This window comes from Pseudomonas sp. NFACC32-1 (assembly GCF_900101215.1).
Taxonomy (GTDB): domain Bacteria; phylum Pseudomonadota; class Gammaproteobacteria; order Pseudomonadales; family Pseudomonadaceae; genus Aquipseudomonas.
Window position 1 is genome coordinate 128,044 of record NZ_FMUL01000012.1, and the last position, 17,119, is coordinate 145,162.

A 17,119-nucleotide genomic window follows, 5' to 3' on the forward strand; every position below is an offset into this window, starting at 1 on the left:
GTCCTTTTACGGAACAGGGCCGCAGATGCTCCGGCCCTGGAGTCATCAGGCAGGGATGAACGGCTCGCCCAGCATGTTCGTTTCGCGGATACGGTTATGGGTGTAGCGGTTCTCGCCCGACACCACGACAGCACCGTAATTCTCCAGGCTGACCTCGCCACCGAACTCGTGGAGCATGTCGGTATCGGGGTGGATAAGGACTTCCGGGGGTACGTAGCGGGCGGAGTATCCCAGGCGCATCTTGTCGGTCAGGCCCAGGTGCGGAAGCGAGGAATGCAGCACCGTCGACCAGAAGATCACGCACTCGCCGGCCTTCATCTCGAAGTAGACCGCCTTGGACTCGTCGGGCTTCCAGTCCGGGTCGACTTGCAGGTCGCGGTAATCGTAGCCCCACAGCCCACGACGGACGCCGTCCTTGACGAGGTTGTTGTTCTTCTCGGGGTTGAAGATCAGACGCTTCTCTTCGTCGTAATGCATCATGTTGTGGGTGCCGGGGACAATCGCCATGCAGGCGGTGTCTTTCATCGTGTCGGTGAAAGCGGTCCAGGCGGTCAGGGTCCCGCGACGTCCCGAGTCATCGGGCCAGACGATATGGGGACGCCCCGCCACGCCGGCGAAGGTATTGGCCTGGTGCCAGTCGGTGCCCGCATCGCCGGGGTACTTGGAGAAGAACTCGGTGCGCCAGCACAGCAGGTCCTTGCCCATGAGGCTGCGCACCTTGTGCACGATCCTGGGGTTGCAGACATGCTGGCCGAGGAAAGGGATATCCAGGTGCCGGTCATAGTTGGCGAGGTTATTGTTGCCGGCGTTGGAGATTGTATTGTCGGCATACACGGCGTTGCTGCGGTCCAGTGTCTGCAGCCGCACCGTTCGCCATTGCCGCTCCATCTCTTCCGGTTCATAAACCTTGAACGGCTTTACGTATCCATTCTTGAAGAAGAAAGCAATTTCCTCATCGCTAAGTCCGAAGTCTTCTTTTAACGCGTCCAAGGTAAATCTCCTTGCCTGCTCAGTGTGGAAGATCAATGTTTGCGTGGCGACTCAGTTGAATACGCAAGTTTCGTATCGGGACGATATGTTCTTGCGTTGCAGCTTCAGGTTCCGGGTCAGCAAACCGTTCTCGGCGGTAAACGGCTCGGTGGACAGGAAATAATTGCGGATCGGTACGCTGGCACCGGCGTTGTAATCGTCGATGGTCTTTTCGATCAGTTGCCGGGCGCTCGAATCGATCTGTTCGACCACCAGCAACATTCCCAGGTGGGGACGGCGGGCTCCCAGCGCCACGGCGTACTGCACGCCAGGCAGGCTGTTGAATGACTGCTCGACGGCCGTGGGGTGAATTTTCTGGCCACCTGATGTGATGATCGTGTCGTTCTTGCGGCCTTCAATGAAGATATAGCCGTCGGCATCGATACGGCCGACGTCGCCGGTGGCAATGACGACTTCGTCCCGATACACCGCCCTGGCGACTTCTTCTGGCTGGTCCACGTATCCGCAGGTCAGCCGCCGATGCGACCTGAGCAGAATCTCCCCGTCGCTTTCCAGGGTCACGCTGCCCGGCACCAGTGCCCGACCGACCGAACCCGGTCGGTTGTGCTGGAGGGTGTTGACGGCGATGGGGCCGTACTCGGTCATGCCATAGGCTTCCAGAAGCGGCAGGCCCGCCGTGTGATATCCGTCCAGCACAGCCTGCGGCAACGCAGCCATGCCGCTCCACATCTGTCGCATGTTCGAGCCGAACAGTTCGCGCAGCTTCTGGCCATTGCCATCGGCCAGGCGCCACATCGCGTCATAAAAAAGCGGAGGGGCCAGGAACAGGCTCGGGGAGGTCTGCTTGAGGGCTTGCATGGCGGTCTGCATGCCACTGAGCACGATGTCGATGCCGGCATCGATGCACCCGTAGATCAACAGCTTCTGCTGATAATTGGACAGGGGCAGGAAGATCAGGAAACTGTCGTCCGGCCGGGCGTCGATGGCCGAGAAGAACTGCCGGGCATTGAGCAGGACGGTGGCGTTGTTGACGCGAATCTTCTTCTCTTTGCCGCTGGTGCCGGAGGAGAAAATGGTGGGCCCCGCAACCGCAGCGAAGGCATTCGGACACGCCCGGTTCCGACACAGCCTCAAGCCATGGAATGTTCCAACGGGCTCCCATGAGCCAGGGTCCACCTCGTCGCGGTACAAGGCGCTGACCAGCACAAAGGCAATGTTCTGCTGGCCGATGTCGGCCAGGGCGCTGCGGGCGGTTTTCTCGGGAATCTGCAAGGCGATGCAGCCGATATTCAATAAAGCGAGGTCCAGTAAAAAAGCCGCCTTGCCGTTCTCGGCGATCACCGCGACCTGCATGCCCGCCTGAAGGCCTACCTCGGCGAGCTGGCGCGAAACCAGCGAAACCTCCTGGTACACGTCAGCGAACCGGACACGTTCCATTTCCGTACGTTGATGAAACACAACCCCATTGCGCGGGTTGCCTTTCAACTTTGAAATCAGTGTTTGCAGTCCTTCACTTTCCACGCCGCTCGCTCCTGCGTCCGATGGCATCGGTCGTCAGAGCCTACTACCGGCAAACACCCTCGTGGCGTTGCGTTAGGTTTTTGCAGTGGCCTTTAGTTTTGCTAACGCAAGTTGCGCCGCATGTCGGGGCCTGGGTATTTTCAGGCGTCCTCGTCGCGCCCTCTCTGCCGATCATCAAGGCTGTGGCGGGCGGGTTTGCTTCGAGGCGCTCGTTCGACGGTCCACGCCCCGGTCACTCGCCCGTCACGCGGTTGGCCCCACCGGAGTTTCATTCATGTCGTCGCGAAACTTGCTGTTCTACGGTGTCGTTGCGCTGTCCACGGCTTGCGACCAGGCCGTATTGACCGGCGTGATCTGGATGTCGCTCAAGCTCTCCGGTTCCAGCGTCCCCCTTGGCGTGGTCCTGTGTCTCTCGGTCGCCGTTCCCTTCGCGCTGGATCTGCTGAGTCGAGGACGAGCGGCCAACATCGACGCCCCTTGGCTGGTGGCGTTGCGTATCTCGGCCTTTGCCATTGCGGCACTCTTCGCCTGGTCCGGACTGGCCTCGGCCCTGGGTGTCTTCCTGTTGATCGCCTTGCTGGTGGGGACAGTCGATTTCCTCACGGCAAGCTCCCTGGAAATCGAGAACACCCGCCGGGTCGTCGCCGGCTGGCTACCGGCGGACGATGCCGCGCGCTATATGCAAACCGCCATCCAGGTCGGCGGTTTCTCGGGATCGTTGGCCGGTGGCGCACTGCTGGGCCTGCTCGACGATTCGGTCTTTCTGATGGCCGTGGCGTTGACGGGGGCGGCCCTGAGCCCGGCGTTGCTGGCCGGCCGGATGAGGCGCAGCGTCATCGTCGAGGCCCCGGGCCCTGCCCCTCGGCAGGCCAGGCAAAGCCAGGACGATACGTTCGAAATGCCCTACGGCTGGATGGCCTGCCTCGGGTTGATCGCCCTGCACATCGGCGCTTTCAACAGCATGATGCCGGTCGTCTACCAGCAAGTTAACCATTGGAGCCCCACCAGTTTCGGCATCGCGTCCGGCGTCGCGGGCATCGGGGCTTTCCTGGCCGCGCTGCTGCCCCTGGGCAAGCACCGCCTGGTGCTGTTCGCCAGCGCCCTGATCGTGGTGGATGCGCTGATGGTCCTGGCGCCCCTGGTGCCGCTGTCGCTGGTCGGGGCGTTCCTGGTCGGATTCGTCACCAACCACCTGCGAATCGCCGTTCGCAGCCAATTGATGCGCTGCGCGAACAACGATGGCCAGGCGGCATTGGTGGGCAGTCGCAGCACGTTCTGCGCCTATTCGATGCAGGCCACCGGCCCTTTGTTATTGACCTTTGCGACCTCCGCATCGGTCTTGGGCCCGACATCCGGCCCGGCGCTGATGATCGGCACCGGCCTGGTCACCGCCCTCGGGCTGCTGGGACTGGCCCAGTTGCGTCGCCCCGCGCAGCCCGTTCCGCTGGCGCGCTCATGATTGATTGATGGAGGCATCCGATGAGTTCCACAGAGCTTGAAACCGATCGACAGACCGTGCTCGCGCAGGTCTACGCGCTGATGAAGGAAGTGGCGCCCCAAAGCGTCCAGGTCGACCCGCAGCTGTCTTTTCTCGAAGCAGGGGTGGACTCGATGAAGCTGATGCTCCTGGTGACGCGCCTGGAGGATGCCTTTGAGATCGAGTTCGAAACCGACCATCTGGCCCCCCAGTTCCTGGGCAGCCCGGCAGCTGTCGCCGGGCTCCTCCTGGAGCACTACCTGACTGCCTAGGCGAGGATCGCCCGTCATGGAAGAACAACCGTTTGCCTACGATGTGCACCTGTACGACCGACGTTTCCTCAATTGCTTCCAGCGCCATGCCGTTGTGTTCATGAAACGCCTGGGCATAGAAGTGGACTGGCTCTTCTACAACGCCTTGCCGGCGGTGGACGATATCTTCCAGCAGATGGTGGTGCAGAACAAAGCCAAGTACGCGCTGCAAAGCGGCTATTTCGCCGACGACGACCTGGCGCTGCTGGGCGTACGTTTTCATGAGCGCAAGGCCGAACACCTGGATGAGCTGCTGCCGGTCATCCACCAGCAGATCCAGGCCTACGGTTGCGCCTTCCTGTCGGGGGACGTGTATTACTTTGCACACTGTCCCGAATACCGCAGCTCACATGCCCAGCACGTTGTCGTGCTGCGCCAGGCCCATGCCGACGGCACCTGGGACATCGTCGATGACAATGCCGCCAGTGTGCTGTGCGAATACCGCTACCCCCAGGAAGTGATCGACCAGTTCTTCCAGAACGAGGGCAGTCGCCGCATGTTCTGCCTGGAGTGGACACCGCCACGACACAGTCTCGAGCGTTCATTCCGCCAGCGCCATCAGGCATTCCTGGACGGCTTCAAGGTGGAACCCTGGTTCTACGGCCACCTCGAAGCGCTGCTGGACAACCCCCTGGCCTGCGACACGACCAAGTTTCGCGCGCTGCATGACGTGTTCACGCTCCTGGCTGGCTCGCGCAATTGCTTTGCCCGCTACCTGTCGATGACCGGCGTACCCGAGGCGACCCTCGAACGGGTCCAGCGGTTTGCCCAGGAGGCCGGTGTGCTCAAGGGCTTGATGGCCATGGCGCAGATCACCGGCAAGGTCCGTCGCCGCGACTTGGTCACGCGGTGCGCTGCCCTGGAAGGCCTGGAGGCTGACTACCTCGACGACCTTCGCTCGATGCATCGACAAACGGTGGTCCAGGCCTGACCGCTCAGGTACCCGGACGAATCAGCACTTTGCCCCGCGCGTGGGCGGTGGCGACCTTCTCCAGCGCCGCGCGGGTGTCGGACAAGGTAAAGCTCGAATCGATGATGATTTGCAGCCGGCCCGCACTGAACTGCCTGACCGCCTCGGGAAGGAACGGCACTGCGCTGGCGAAGAAGACGAATTCGCCTGTGCAACCGTCCCGTCCCTGGATGTTGAACTCCACCAAGGTCGAGATGTGTCCCCCGGGGCGCAGCACCTGCCAGGACTCTTCGAGCGTCTCGCCGCCCAGGGTATCGAGCACCAGGTCGATATCCCGCACACCTTCAAGGGTCTGGCTCCGGTAGTCGATGACCTCGTCGGCGCCCAGGCTTTTCACCAGCTCGATGTTCTTCGCCGATGCGGTTGCGATCACATGGCAGCCGGCAAGCTGGGCCAGCTGGATGGCCATGCTGCCCACGCCCCCGGCCCCGGCATGGATCAGGACCCGCTGCCCTGGCTGCAACTTGCCGACGTCGAACAGCGCCTGCGCGGCGGTGCCATAGGCCGTTGGTAAGGCGGCGGCCTGTTCGAAACCCATCGACGCGGGAATGACGCAAAGCTCGGCGGCGGCGATGACCAGCCGCTGCGCGAAGGCCCCACCGTGGCTGGGGGTGGTGCGGCCGACGACCCGGTCGCCGGCCTTCAGGTGCCTCACCCGCTCGCCCACCGATTCGATCACGCCACTGAAATCCGTGCCTGGCGCATAGGGAAACGTCACGGGAAAGATCGGCTGCATGTAGCCGGCGATGATCTTGACGTCCAGCGGGTTGACGCTGGCGGCCTCGACGCTGACGACGACTTCCTCGGGTTGAGGGGTTCGCAGGGTCGCTTCACCAGCGACCAGCACATCCGGGCTACCGAACTCGTGAATCAAAGCGCTCTTCATTTGGCAGACTCCTCTTCAGGCCTGGGTGGGGAACCGGCCAAGCTGGATGAACACGCCGAACCAGTCTTCCAGGTGCCATGTCGTCGTCAGCTTCGCGTCGTGGAAGCGGTGGAATTCATGGATGGGGAAACTGACTTGCCTGCCGGTGGCGGCGATGCCGAAAAGCTCACCGTCATGGGTGCCGCTGATTTGCGCGCGCACGGCCATTTTTCCAGGCTCCTGGACCACGTCGTGGATAACGATCCGCACATCGGGGAACGCCTGGACAACGCTGCGGATGATGGTCTTGATGCCTTCAGGGCCGGGGGCCTGCCCCGACGCCAACGGGATGTCGTCCCAGTGCGGGGCCAGCACTTCGTCGACCAGATCCGGTTGTTTGTCGCTGAACGCGCGGTAGAACGTTTCGACCGCCAGGCGCTCGGCGCGCAGTTGGTCGGCAAGGCTGATGCTGGAGATGTTCATCGGTTTCTCGCTGTGGCCAGGTGGGGTAGCAAGATAGTGCGAGGGCGGGATACGATCCGTCTAACAAATAACCGATATAGATGTTTATTTGATTCATGGATTTTCATGGCATCGATTTGAACCTGCTGGTGGCATTCGACGCACTGATGACCGAGCGCAACGTTACGCGGGCCGCGGCTCGGGTGGGGGTCAGTCAGCCGGCGATGAGCGCGGCCCTGGCCAGGCTTCGCAAACTGTGGGGCGATCCGCTGTTTGCCCGCAGCGCCGACGGTCTGTTGCCGACACCCAGGGCCCGGGAACTGGCGGTGCCGATCGCCCAGGCGTTGCATCAGTTGCAGGTGGCACTGGTGGAGCGCCCCGCGTTCAACCCTGCCGAGGCTCGCGCGGTATTCAAGCTCGGCCTGTCGGACTACCCGGCCTATGTGCTCCTGCCCGCCCTGTTGCAGGCCCTCGCCGAACAGGCGCCGGGGGTTTCGGTGAATGTCCATGCGTTCAACGACCGCGACCATACCGTCGACATGCTGGACAACGGCCTGATCGACGCGGCGGTGGGCGTGCCGCCGACCCAGGCTGCGGCGAGGATCCTGAATCGAACCGTGCTCAGGGACGAGTTCGTCACCATCGTGGCCCATGACCATCCGGTTGCCCGCCGCGCCATGACCCTCAAGGCTTACCTGGCGCTGCGCCATGTCCTGGTGTCTCCCGAGCAAGACTTGTACGGCGTGGTGGACCAGGCTCTCGCCCAGCAAGGAAAACAGCGGGAGCTCGCCCTGACATTGCCGCAGATGTTCGCCGTCCCCTCGCTGATCGCCCGTACCCGGCTGACCGCCACGGTGATGCGAAGAGTGGCGATGAGCGCGGCCGGCAGCCATAAGCTGGTGATGTTCCCGCCACCGGTGACGCTGCCGCCGATGACCTTCGACCTGATCTGGCACAGGCGCAGCGAGTCCCATCCGGCGCAGCAATGGTTCAGGGAATTGATCGCCGAAGTCGCCGGGCAGCTATGACGCCACGGCCAGCGTGGCGGCCATGGGGACGGTCCCTCTTGCTCCCCGGCACGCGATACCAGCCAGGCCTTTCACGGCAAGATGTAGACCTGAGCCCAATCTGGAGAAATACACCACCAGCCAGGCCATGACCTGTCGTAATCTCGCACCTGCATTCATCACGTCCGCCAACGTCCCGAGACCATCGCGATGCCCTCGATCTACCAACTCAAACCCGCCTTCCAGAACCTGCTGCGGCCCATGGTCCAACGGCTCTACGACAAGGGCGTCACCGCCAACCAGGTCACCGTGCTGGCAGGTGCCGTTTCAGTGCTGGTCGGCGCGATCGTCGCCGGGTTCGCCCAGCACCCCTGGGTGTTCGTATTGGTGCCAGCCTGGATGTTCCTGCGCATGGCCTTGAACGCCGTGGATGGCATGCTCGCCCGGGAGTTCGGCCAACAATCGCATCTGGGCGCCTACCTCAACGAGCTATGCGATATCATCGCCGACGCTGCCCTGATCCTGCCTTTCGCCCTGATTCCCGATGCCAGCCTGTTGCTCGTGTTGTCGGTCACGCTGTTGGCGTTGTTCAGCGAATACGCCGGTGTGCTGGGGCCGATGGTCGGGGCTTCGCGACGCTACGACGGGCCGATGGGCAAGAGTGACCGGGCCTTCGTGCTGGGCGTGCTGGCGACTGGCATCGCCCTGGGTTGGCTCGGGGCTCCCTGGGTCGATGGTGTGATGGCGGTGGTTGCCGCCCTGCTGGTTTATACCTTGGTCAACCGGGTGCGTCATGGCCTGGACCAAGTGAAGGAAAACGCTCCCTCAGCATAAAGGATCTTGCAATGCGCGAAGCCCAACACCGGACATTCACCACCCATGACGGCGTGGAGCTGTTCTACCGACACTGGCCGGCCGTCGACGTGGCCCCGGGCGAACCCCGCCAGGCCGTGCTGCTGTTTCACCGTGGCCACGAACACTCCGGGCGCATCGCGCACCTGGTGGACGAACTGGACCTGCCCGGCTTCGACTTTTTTGCCTGGGACGCCCGGGGCCATGGCCAGTCCCCTGGCGAGCGGGGCGACAGCCCGAGCTTTGCCACCAGTGCGCGGGATGTACAGACGTTCTGCGACCACATCGGCGCGCAGCACCAGATCGATGAACAGAACATCGCCGTGGTGGCGCAAAGCGTCGGCGCGGTGATCGCCGCGACCTGGGTCCATGACTATGCACCGCGCATCCGTTCGCTGGTGCTGGCATCGCCGGCGTTCAAGGTGAAGCTCTACGTGCCTTTCGCCCGTCCGGGCCTGGCGCTGATGCGCAGGTTTCGCGGCAATTTCTTCGTCAACAGCTACGTCAAGGCGAAATTCCTCAGCCATGACCCGCAACGCGTGGCGTCCTACGACAGCGATCCGCTGATCACCAAGGCCATCTCGGTCAATGTGCTGCTGGGCCTGTACGAAGCCGCCGAGCGGGTGGTGGCCGATGCCCAGGCGATCCAGGTGCCGACGCAGTTGCTGATCTCCGGTTCCGACTTCGTGGTGCACCGCAAACCCCAGGAACAGTTCTTCGAGCGACTGGGCAGCCTGCAGAAAGAGAAGCACATCCTGCCGGGTTTCTTTCACGACACCCTGGGGGAGAAGCACCGCGCACCGGCCATTGCCAGCGCCCGGCGCTTTATCCTGCAGAATTTCGAACGCCCCCTGGAGCGCCCTTCCCTGCTGGATGCCGACCGCCTGGGCGCGACCTGCGCCGAAGCCGAATCCCTGGCAATGCCGCTGCCGCACAATTCGCCGCGCGACCTGTACTGGCGCATGACCCGCGCCAGCATGCGCCTGGGCAGCACCCTGTCAGCCGGCGTGAAGCTGGGCTTCGACACCGGTTTCGACTCCGGCAGCACCCTGGATTATGTCTACCGCAACCGCGCCACCGGTACTTCGGCGCTGGGGCGGCTGATCGACCGGAACTACCTGGATTCCATCGGCTGGCGTGGCATCCGCCAGCGCAAGCTGCACGTGGAGGAACTGTTGCGCCTGGCCATGGGCAAGCTGCGCGAAGAGCAGCGCGAAGTGCGCATCGTCGATATCGCCGCCGGCCACGGCCGCTACATTCTCGAAGCGCTGCAGGGTGTCAGCCCGTTGCCGGAGTCGATCCTGCTGCGGGACTACAGCGACATCAACGTGCGTGATGGCGGCGCATTGATCCAGGAAAAAGGCCTGGGGCACATCGCCCGTTTCGTCAAAGGCGATGCTTTCGATCGCCAGGACCTGGCAGCCCTGGAGCCCAAGCCGACCCTCGCGGTGGTGTCCGGCCTGTACGAGCTGTTCGCCGATAACCAGATGGTCGGCGGCTCCCTCGCGGGCCTGGCCGAAGCGGTGGAACCGGGGGGGTTCCTGATCTACACCGGCCAGCCGTGGCACCCGCAGCTGGAGCTCATTGCCCGCGCCCTCACCAGCCACCGCGCCGGGCAGGCGTGGGTGATGCGTCGGCGCAGCCAGGCGGAAATGGACCAACTGGTGGAGGCTGCAGGCTTTCGCAAGATCACCCTGCGGGTCGATGCGTGGGGCATCTTCAGCGTTTCGCTGGCCCAGCGAGTGCAGTGATGAGCGCTGTCATCGCCCCCGCCCGGGAGCCGGCGCTGCTGAAGCCGGCGGTGTTCTGGCTGCTGTTGCTGGCCCCGCTGTTCTTCAGCACCTACGGCTTCGCCACCTGGGTCACGTCCCAGCGCGACGATGTCGGCAGCCTGGTGTTCGGCTGGGAAAGCCACATGCCGTTCATGGCCTGGACCATCGTGCCGTACTGGTCGATCGACCTGCTGTATGGCTTGTCCCTGCTGCTGCCCAACAGCCGCGAGGCCCTCAAGCGACACGCCTTGCGCCTGCTCACGGCCCAGGCGATCGCGGTCAGTTGCTTCCTGCTCTGGCCGCTGCGCTTCACCTTCGCCCGACCGGAGATGGATGGGGTGTTCGGTTGGCTGTTCGACGTGCTGGCCGGTTTCGACAAGCCATTCAACCAGGCGCCCTCGCTGCACATCGCGTTGCTGGTCATCCTCTGGGTTTGCTACCAGCGCCATCTGCAAGGCATCTGGCGCTGGCTGATGCACGGCTGGTTCGCCTTGATCGGCGTGTCGGTGCTGACCACTTACCAGCATCATTTCATCGACGTTCCCACCGGCGCGCTGGCCGGCTGGCTGTGTGTCTGGCTGTGGCCGCTGGATCGGCCCAGCCCGTTGCGAAGCGCGCGCCTGAGCCATGACCGCGCACGCCTGCGACTGGCCTTGCGTTATGCCTTGGGCGCGGCAGCGATGTCCATTCCGGCGTTTGCCTTCGCCGGCGCCTGGCTGTGGCTGGTCTGGCCGGCGGTGGCGCTGCTTTGGGTGGCGCTCAATTACCTGCTGTTCGGCGCCGACGGGTTCCAGAAGCGTGCCGATGGCCGGCTGAACCCCGCCGTACGCTGGATGCTGGCCCCCTACCTGGCAGCCGCCTGGGTCAATTCCCGTTGGTGGACACGCCAGCATCCGCAGCCGGATCAGGTCACGGATGGCGTCTGGCTGGGGCGCGTGCCTACGTCGGCGGAATTGAAGGGCAGCCCGTTCAGCGGCGTGCTCGACCTCTGCGCCGAACTGTCCGTGGACAGCACTGGCATCGCCTACCGCTCATTGCCGGTGCTCGACTTGACGGTGCCGACAGCCGGGCAATGCCTGGAAGCGGCGCAGGCGATCGAGAACTTGCGCCCATACGGGCCGGTGCTGGTCTGCTGCGCCCTGGGCTATTCACGCAGCGCCACCGCCGTGGCCGCGTGGCTGCTGCACAGTGGCCGGGCGGCGAGTGTCGATGACGCCATCGGGCAAGTCCAACGGGCCCGCCCGGGCGTCGTACTGCATCCGGCCCACCGCCGGGTTTTGACGCAACTGGCCGAGGAGCACCAGCGATGATCAGCGACATGGAACTGCATACCGTCGCGAGCCTGTTGCGCCGCGGTCACGCCCTGGACCAGCTGTCCACCGGGCTGACGCTGCTGGCGGCGCTGCTGGGGTTCGGGCAATGGCTGGTGGGCGTGATCGACCCATGGTTGCTGCTGTTGAGTGCCACATTGATCGTCCTCGGCTTGCTGGAAAAATACTGGGCGCTGCGCGTGGCATTCGATGCCGATCTGTTCCAGCGCATGGCCGACAGCCCCCATTCGCTGGCCGAGCGCACCTTCGCCCTGGATCAGGCCCTCACCACCCTGGGCCTGCAGCCGGCCGAACGCGCCGGCCGCCTGTGGAGCGAACGCCAACGAGGCGCGTTGATGCTGTTGCGTCGACAGTCGCGCCTGCTGGGGGCACAAGTTGTCTTGACGCTGGGCTTCATCCTGGCCAGTCCCTGGCTAGCCTTTTCAGGATAAGGAATCCTCATGTTCGAACCCGTGGTCGCCAACCTCATCACCTCCGCCGCCCGCATGGTCACGGGCGCCCGCAGCCTGTGGCTCGGTTGCGCGCCGCGGCCGGTGCAGCGGATCTATTTCGCCAACCACAGCAGCCATGGCGATTTCGTGCTGCTCTGGGCGTCCCTGCCGCCGGCACTGCGCAAGCTCACTCGCCCGGTGGCCGGTGCCGACTATTGGCAGACCAGCCCGCTGCGCCGCTACATCATCAACCGGGTGTTCAATGGCGTGCTGGTGGACCGGGAGCGCAAGGATCCCGGGTACAACCCGCTGCAACCGATGCTCGATGCCCTGCACAACGGCGACTCGCTGATCATCTTCCCCGAGGGCACGCGCAACCCAGACGAAGGTCTGCTGCCCTTCAAGAGCGGGATCTATCACCTGATGAAAAGCCATCCCGAGGTCGAAGTGATCCCGGTATGGATCGCCAACCTCAACCGTGTCATGCCCAAGGGCCGGGTGCTGCCTTTGCCCCTGTTATGCACCACCAGTTTCGGTGCACCGCTGTGCATCGAAGAAGGCGAAAGCAAAGAGCAATTTCTTGAACGCAGCCGCGCCGCACTGCTGGCACTGGCCCCGGAGCACGTCTGACATGGATCGATACACCCTGATGTTGTTTGGCGGAATCGGCGCGATTCTGGTGCTGGCGTCCGTGATCGGCTTCATCCTCAAACTGCGGACCAAGGGCGCACCGAACTCGGTCATCGATAACCTCAACGCGCGGATCAATGCCTGGTGGATCATGGTGCTGGTGATCGGCATCGCGTTCTGGCTCGGCAATGCGGCGGTCATCCTGCTGTTCTACGCAGTGTCGTTCTACGCCCTGCGGGAATTCCTGACCCTGACGCCCACCCGACGCAGCGATTACCCGGCCCTGGTGGCCGCGTTCTACCTGGCGCTGCCGCTGCAATACCTGCTGATCTACTACGACTGGTACGGATTGTTCTCCATCTTCATCCCGGTGTATGTGTTCCTGCTGCTGCCGATCCTGGCGTCCCTGGGCGGCGACAGTACGCACTTCCTGGAGCGTGCTTCGAAGGTGCAGTGGGGATTGATGATCGCGGTGTTCTGCATCTCCTTCGTCCCGGCCTTGCTGACCCTGGACATCGCCGGTTTCGAGGGCCGCAACCTGTTGCTGATCGCGTACCTGGTGATCGTGGTGCAGCTGTCGGATGTGTTGCAGTACGTGTGCGGCAAGTTGTTCGGCAAGCGCAAGATCGCACCGAACCTGTCGCCTTCGAAGACCGTGGAGGGCTTTGCCGGCGGCATCCTGCTGGCCTCGCTGATCGGCGGCGCGCTGTGGTGGATCACGCCGTTCAACCCCTGGCAGTCGTTCCTCATCGCCTTGCTGATCAACCTGCTGGGGTTTGCCGGGGGCATCGTGATGTCGGCGATCAAGCGCGACCGCGGGGTGAAGGATTGGGGCCATATGATCGAAGGCCACGGCGGCATGCTCGACCGACTGGACTCGGTGTGTTTCGCGGCACCGATCTTCTTTCATCTGGTCCGGTATTGGTGGACCTGAAAAAAGCCCACTGAAAGTGGGCGAAGGGAAAGCAGCTGTTCGGCAACATCAGGCCAGCGTCAGGTTGACTGCTTGCCCGTGGCCGACGGCATAGCACTGGAGTCGACCCGCAGCTTGCGCGCTCGGGCCACGGCTCGTTCCCACTCCCGGACGTCGTGGCTGCAAAAGATCTCGACAGGTTGATGATCCCGGGACAACGCCAGTTCCCGCAAACGACTCTGGTTATGCAGGCGTGCCGGACGGTCCGTGTCCATCATGTACTGATAAAACCGCATGCCCGGCGGACAATGGCGTTCGGGTTGATGGACTTCATCGTGGAAGAAATACGCATCGCCGGCGTGAAGCATCCAGCCGCCGGGGGTGCGCAGGGCGATCCCGGCGTGACCAGCCGTATGGCCCTGCAACGGCACCAGGAAAATATCCTCTTCTTCCGCCCCGATCAGCGCCCGCACCGAGTCGAAGCCAAACCAGGTGTCGCCTTCCGTGGTGTAGAACTCCCAACTGTCCACACCCTGCCACTGCCGGGCCTGGAACCGACGCCGACTGATCCAGGTGTTCGCGGAGCGGGCCACCGCCATCTCGTCGCGCATCACATGCACCCGCGCCTGGGGAAAATCCTGGAGCCCGCCGGCGTGGTCGAAATCCAGGTGAGTCAAGAGAATGTGTCGCACATCGTGGGCGTCGAAACCCAGGCGTCGGATCTGTTCCAGCGCCGTGAGCCGATGCTCGAACCGGATGTTGTTGAACGTGCGAAAGAATCGGCTCAGCCGCTCGGGGGTCTGGATATCCCGCTGGCCGAATCCGGTGTCCACCAGGATCAGGCCGTTGGTGTCTGTTTCGACCAACAGGCAGTGACACACCAGGCACGCCGTCAGCCCACGACTGTAGCCATCGAACAACGCCCCGCCCACCGGGCACATGCAGCCGCAGTTCAGGTGATGGATGCGCATGGATGGCCTCCTTTCGCGGGGTGGGGCGTCTGGTTCGGTTCTTTATGGGCTCTCTGGAATCGACTGGAAGGGGGGTTGGGAATTCAGTGAAGGCGACAGGCGGTGACAGTCTCCTGCCTGTCTACCACCCACGATTGTCCAACAGCTGTTGGCCAATTCTCCTCACGGATAACTAAAACTTTTCACCAGGGTCAACTCCCCCGGCGCCCGCATCGGGACCACGAACGTCTCCATTTTTTCGCTCGGCGTGCCCTCTTCCGTGATCACGGTGATCTGCGCCGTGGTCAGGGCTTGTTTCGCCTGCTCGACTGATTCTGCGTCTTCATCGCTTTCCTCGTTGCGATAACCGCCGCCGTAGTAGTTGACGTAGACCTGGTACTGCCCCTTGATCGGTGCCGGCATGGCGAAGATCTCCGGGCCGTAGCCGGTGGTGACGTCGACGTCGAGCGCGGCACCGTTGGGGGCGACCCGGTCGCCGTACCAGATGTGGGCACCGTCGGGCGTGAGCAGGTGCAGGTCCAGGTCGGTGCCGTCGCTGTCCCAGGTCAGCAAGACCCGCAGCTTGGCCGGCGTGGCGCCGCCACTGGTGTTGAGGAACTGGGTGCGGTGACGATGCTGGCCATCGGGACTGCGCACTTCGACGCTGTTGGTGCCGTTGGGAAACGAGAATGGCCGGTCGAAGCGCCCCTCTGGATCGAGCTTCAACGGCAGGCTCACGCCGTTGACGATGAGTTTGCCCGGCTCGCTCGTGTCCTTGGGCATGGCCTTGATCTGGCCGGTAATGCGGGCCGTGCCGGCCTGGCCCTGGGGCGTATTGACCGACGAGGCCGGGTAGTTGACGGTCTGGCTGAAGTTTTCATCCTCGCCGCCCGGTGCGCCGCTGCGCCAGCCGCCGACCGGGGTGTCGAGTTTGATGCCGTCAGCGGCAACGGCCAGGGGCAACGCGGTCATGGCGCAGAGCAACAGCAAGACCTGTGGATAACGGAGTGTCATGGTCTATTCCAGCAAGAGGTGACGGGCGAGCCCTTCGATATAGTCTTCGTCCTGGCCGTTGGGATGAGCTTCGAAGGCCAGGTGCAGGTATTCATGAGTCAGGTCGAGGCGGTCCTGGAGCGATAGCACGCCCCGAACGTAGATGCGCTGGCGCTCGCGGTCGACATAAGGCCGGCCGAAGGCGAGACGGCATACTGCAAAAGCGCTGATTTCGTTGTAGCCCACTTCGCTTTCCAGCCGAGGACGCCAGCCTCGACGCTGCTTGAGCAGCCATTGCTGGGCAGCCGGCAACGCTTCGCAGGACGCCACCGGATTGTCCCAGCGACTGAGGCTGGCGCGTGGATAGGCATGCAGCAGGATCGCGTCGTAGCGCTGCCCGGCGCTGGCTTGTTCCACCGCCTGCTGCCAGGACAGCTTGTCCGGACCTGGCTGGTCGGAGTGATAGGTCACATCGGTGCCGGCCAGGACCAGGTCGTTGGTCCAGGCGGCGATCGACCGGGTTTCGGCCGTCGCCGGGCGCGGGGCGACCCGTTGCCGATGGCTGCTGTCGTCGATGCTCAGGCAATCGCCGTTGCGCTGGGCGTTCTGCAACAGGTAGGTGCGAATCGCCACGGCCAGGGCCTTGGCCGCTTCGGAGGGTTCGGCCTTGGCTTCGCGCTGCAGGACCCGGGCGACGTATTCCTCCCGGTCCAGCCGCGCCACCAGCTTGCCGGGCGTCAGGAACAGCTCGCCGTCGCTATGGATATCCAACTGGTTGCCGTTGGCGAACTCGACGCGGTAATCACCGCGCAATTGACCCGGCGCGACCGGCCGATCACCCGACATGACACGCTGCAACGGGTAGCGGGCAAACAGGCCCACTTCCACGCAACGTCCCGTTTCGGCCGGCCAACGCACCGGCAGCGCCGCGGCCAGCCCGTCACCGAACACCTTCAGGACCTGCTGGCTGGTGCCCCGCCCCCCGGCCCATACGGGCGTCCCATCGGCCAGCCAACCGGCGAAGCCACCCTGGCGCGATGCCGGCCCCTGCTCGCCGAGCCAACTCCAGGTCTTGACCCGCAGGCGACTGCCCAATTGACCGACAAGCCGGCCATCCGAGGCGTTGAGCACCACATCCAGCAGCACCCGACGGGCCTGGTCCTGGGCCGGCAACGTGGCCAGCGCCTCGAGCAGCTCGACGACGGGCACCTGCTTTTGCGGTTGCAGGGCGGGCAGGTCCAGCAGCCAGGACGGCGCCTGGCGAGCCTGCCAGTAGTCTCGCCAGTCCGTGGCCCCCAGCCCGAGCCGCTGCGGCTCGAAATACAGCCCACAGGACTTCACCAGGGCCTGGTCGCGACCGATGCTCTTCCCGGCGCTGCAGCAATACACTTCTTCCTTGGACTGGCCGCGGCACTCGTAGGCCGGTTCCTGTGCATGGGTGTCCACCAGCCAGGCGTAGACGAACAGCTTCCACAGGCTGCCCAGTGGTGCCTGCAGGGAATCGGGCAACGGCTGGCGGTCCAGCACCTGGCCCTGGCCCACCCGCAGCAGCTGGCCGTCGAAGGCCAGGCGCAGTGGCTCGTCCTGCGCTGTCGCCAGCGCAGGAATCAAGCACAACAGCCACCCAACCAGCAGGCCGCGCAT

At 63.9% G+C, this 17,119-nt stretch carries 17 protein-coding genes; 10 read left to right on the forward strand and 7 right to left on the reverse strand.

The window, feature by feature from the left end; all coding sequences use genetic code 11:
* Positions 1-45: 45 nt before the first annotated feature.
* Complete coding sequence (locus tag BLP99_RS18590; RefSeq protein WP_072431416.1) at positions 46-990, reverse strand: chlorinating enzyme; 945 nt, start codon at positions 988-990, stop codon at positions 46-48.
* 51 nt (positions 991-1,041) lie between these two features.
* The gene (locus tag BLP99_RS18595; RefSeq protein ID WP_168199074.1) at positions 1,042-2,427 is read right to left on the reverse strand and encodes an AMP-binding protein; all 1,386 of its coding nucleotides are present in this window, start codon (positions 2,425-2,427) and stop codon (positions 1,042-1,044) included.
* 358 nt (positions 2,428-2,785) lie between these two features.
* On the opposite strand from BLP99_RS18595, the gene BLP99_RS18600 reads away from it, so the two are divergent.
* From BLP99_RS18600 to BLP99_RS18610, 3 genes are read left to right on the forward strand one after another with little or no spacing between them, the layout of a single operon-like run.
* On the forward strand, positions 2,786-3,970 hold the full coding sequence (locus BLP99_RS18600; protein ID WP_092181383.1) for an MFS transporter: 1,185 nt from the start codon (positions 2,786-2,788) through the stop codon (positions 3,968-3,970).
* Positions 3,971-3,990: 20 nt separating this feature from the next.
* Positions 3,991-4,260, forward strand: coding sequence for an acyl carrier protein (locus BLP99_RS18605; RefSeq protein ID WP_072395663.1), 270 nt, complete (start codon positions 3,991-3,993; stop codon positions 4,258-4,260).
* Between the two features lie 16 nt (positions 4,261-4,276).
* Positions 4,277-5,230 (forward strand): hypothetical protein, encoded by a 954-nt coding sequence (locus tag BLP99_RS18610; protein WP_092181386.1) that lies wholly within the window; start codon positions 4,277-4,279, stop codon positions 5,228-5,230.
* Between the two features lie 4 nt (positions 5,231-5,234).
* On the opposite strand, the gene BLP99_RS18615 is transcribed toward BLP99_RS18610, so the two are convergent.
* Positions 5,235-6,155 carry an NADP-dependent oxidoreductase gene (locus BLP99_RS18615; RefSeq protein WP_072395659.1) on the reverse strand — a complete coding sequence of 307 codons (921 nt, stop codon included), beginning with the start codon at positions 6,153-6,155 and terminating at the stop codon, positions 5,235-5,237.
* Positions 6,156-6,170: 15 nt separating this feature from the next.
* Positions 6,171-6,617, reverse strand: a complete 447-nt coding sequence (locus BLP99_RS18620) for an ester cyclase (RefSeq protein ID WP_092181389.1) — start codon at positions 6,615-6,617, stop codon at positions 6,171-6,173.
* Positions 6,618-6,712: 95 nt separating this feature from the next.
* Here BLP99_RS18620 and BLP99_RS18625 point away from each other — a divergent pair, with 95 nt between their 5' ends.
* The 7 genes from BLP99_RS18625 to BLP99_RS18655 all read left to right on the forward strand — a co-directional run bounded on the left by BLP99_RS18625 (position 6,713) and on the right by BLP99_RS18655 (position 13,553).
* Complete coding sequence (locus tag BLP99_RS18625; RefSeq protein WP_072431422.1) at positions 6,713-7,624, forward strand: LysR family transcriptional regulator; 912 nt, start codon at positions 6,713-6,715, stop codon at positions 7,622-7,624.
* 189 nt (positions 7,625-7,813) lie between these two features.
* Positions 7,814-8,437: a CDP-alcohol phosphatidyltransferase family protein gene (locus BLP99_RS18630; protein ID WP_072431423.1), complete on the forward strand. Its 624-nt coding sequence runs from the start codon at positions 7,814-7,816 to the stop codon at positions 8,435-8,437.
* Between the two features lie 11 nt (positions 8,438-8,448).
* Positions 8,449-10,206 carry a bifunctional alpha/beta hydrolase/class I SAM-dependent methyltransferase gene (locus tag BLP99_RS18635; protein ID WP_092181392.1) on the forward strand — a complete coding sequence of 586 codons (1,758 nt, stop codon included), beginning with the start codon at positions 8,449-8,451 and terminating at the stop codon, positions 10,204-10,206.
* Entirely contained in the window at positions 10,206-11,537 is a 1,332-nt protein-coding gene (locus BLP99_RS18640) for a phosphatase PAP2/dual specificity phosphatase family protein (RefSeq protein WP_092181395.1), read from the forward strand. The genes BLP99_RS18635 and BLP99_RS18640 overlap by 1 nt, the downstream gene beginning before the upstream one ends.
* Positions 11,534-11,989: a hypothetical protein gene (locus BLP99_RS18645; protein ID WP_072395638.1), complete on the forward strand. Its 456-nt coding sequence runs from the start codon at positions 11,534-11,536 to the stop codon at positions 11,987-11,989. Before BLP99_RS18640 ends, BLP99_RS18645 begins: the two co-directional genes overlap by 4 nt.
* A gap of 9 nt (positions 11,990-11,998) precedes the next feature.
* Positions 11,999-12,619: a lysophospholipid acyltransferase family protein gene (locus BLP99_RS18650; protein WP_072395636.1), complete on the forward strand. Its 621-nt coding sequence runs from the start codon at positions 11,999-12,001 to the stop codon at positions 12,617-12,619.
* A 1-nt stretch (position 12,620) separates the two neighbouring features.
* Entirely contained in the window at positions 12,621-13,553 is a 933-nt protein-coding gene (locus tag BLP99_RS18655) for a phosphatidate cytidylyltransferase (RefSeq protein WP_072395634.1), read from the forward strand.
* 59 nt (positions 13,554-13,612) lie between these two features.
* Here the strand turns inward: BLP99_RS18655 and BLP99_RS18660 are convergent, their stop codons facing one another.
* From BLP99_RS18660 to BLP99_RS18670, 3 genes are all read right to left on the reverse strand, one after another.
* Positions 13,613-14,503 carry an MBL fold metallo-hydrolase gene (locus BLP99_RS18660; protein WP_072395632.1) on the reverse strand — a complete coding sequence of 297 codons (891 nt, stop codon included), beginning with the start codon at positions 14,501-14,503 and terminating at the stop codon, positions 13,613-13,615.
* 162 nt (positions 14,504-14,665) lie between these two features.
* A complete protein-coding gene (locus tag BLP99_RS18665) occupies positions 14,666-15,496 on the reverse strand; it encodes a YfaP family protein (protein WP_072395630.1) in 831 nt (276 codons plus the stop codon).
* Positions 15,497-15,499: 3 nt separating this feature from the next.
* Positions 15,500-17,119: a DUF2300 domain-containing protein gene (locus BLP99_RS18670; RefSeq protein WP_092181398.1), complete on the reverse strand. Its 1,620-nt coding sequence runs from the start codon at positions 17,117-17,119 to the stop codon at positions 15,500-15,502.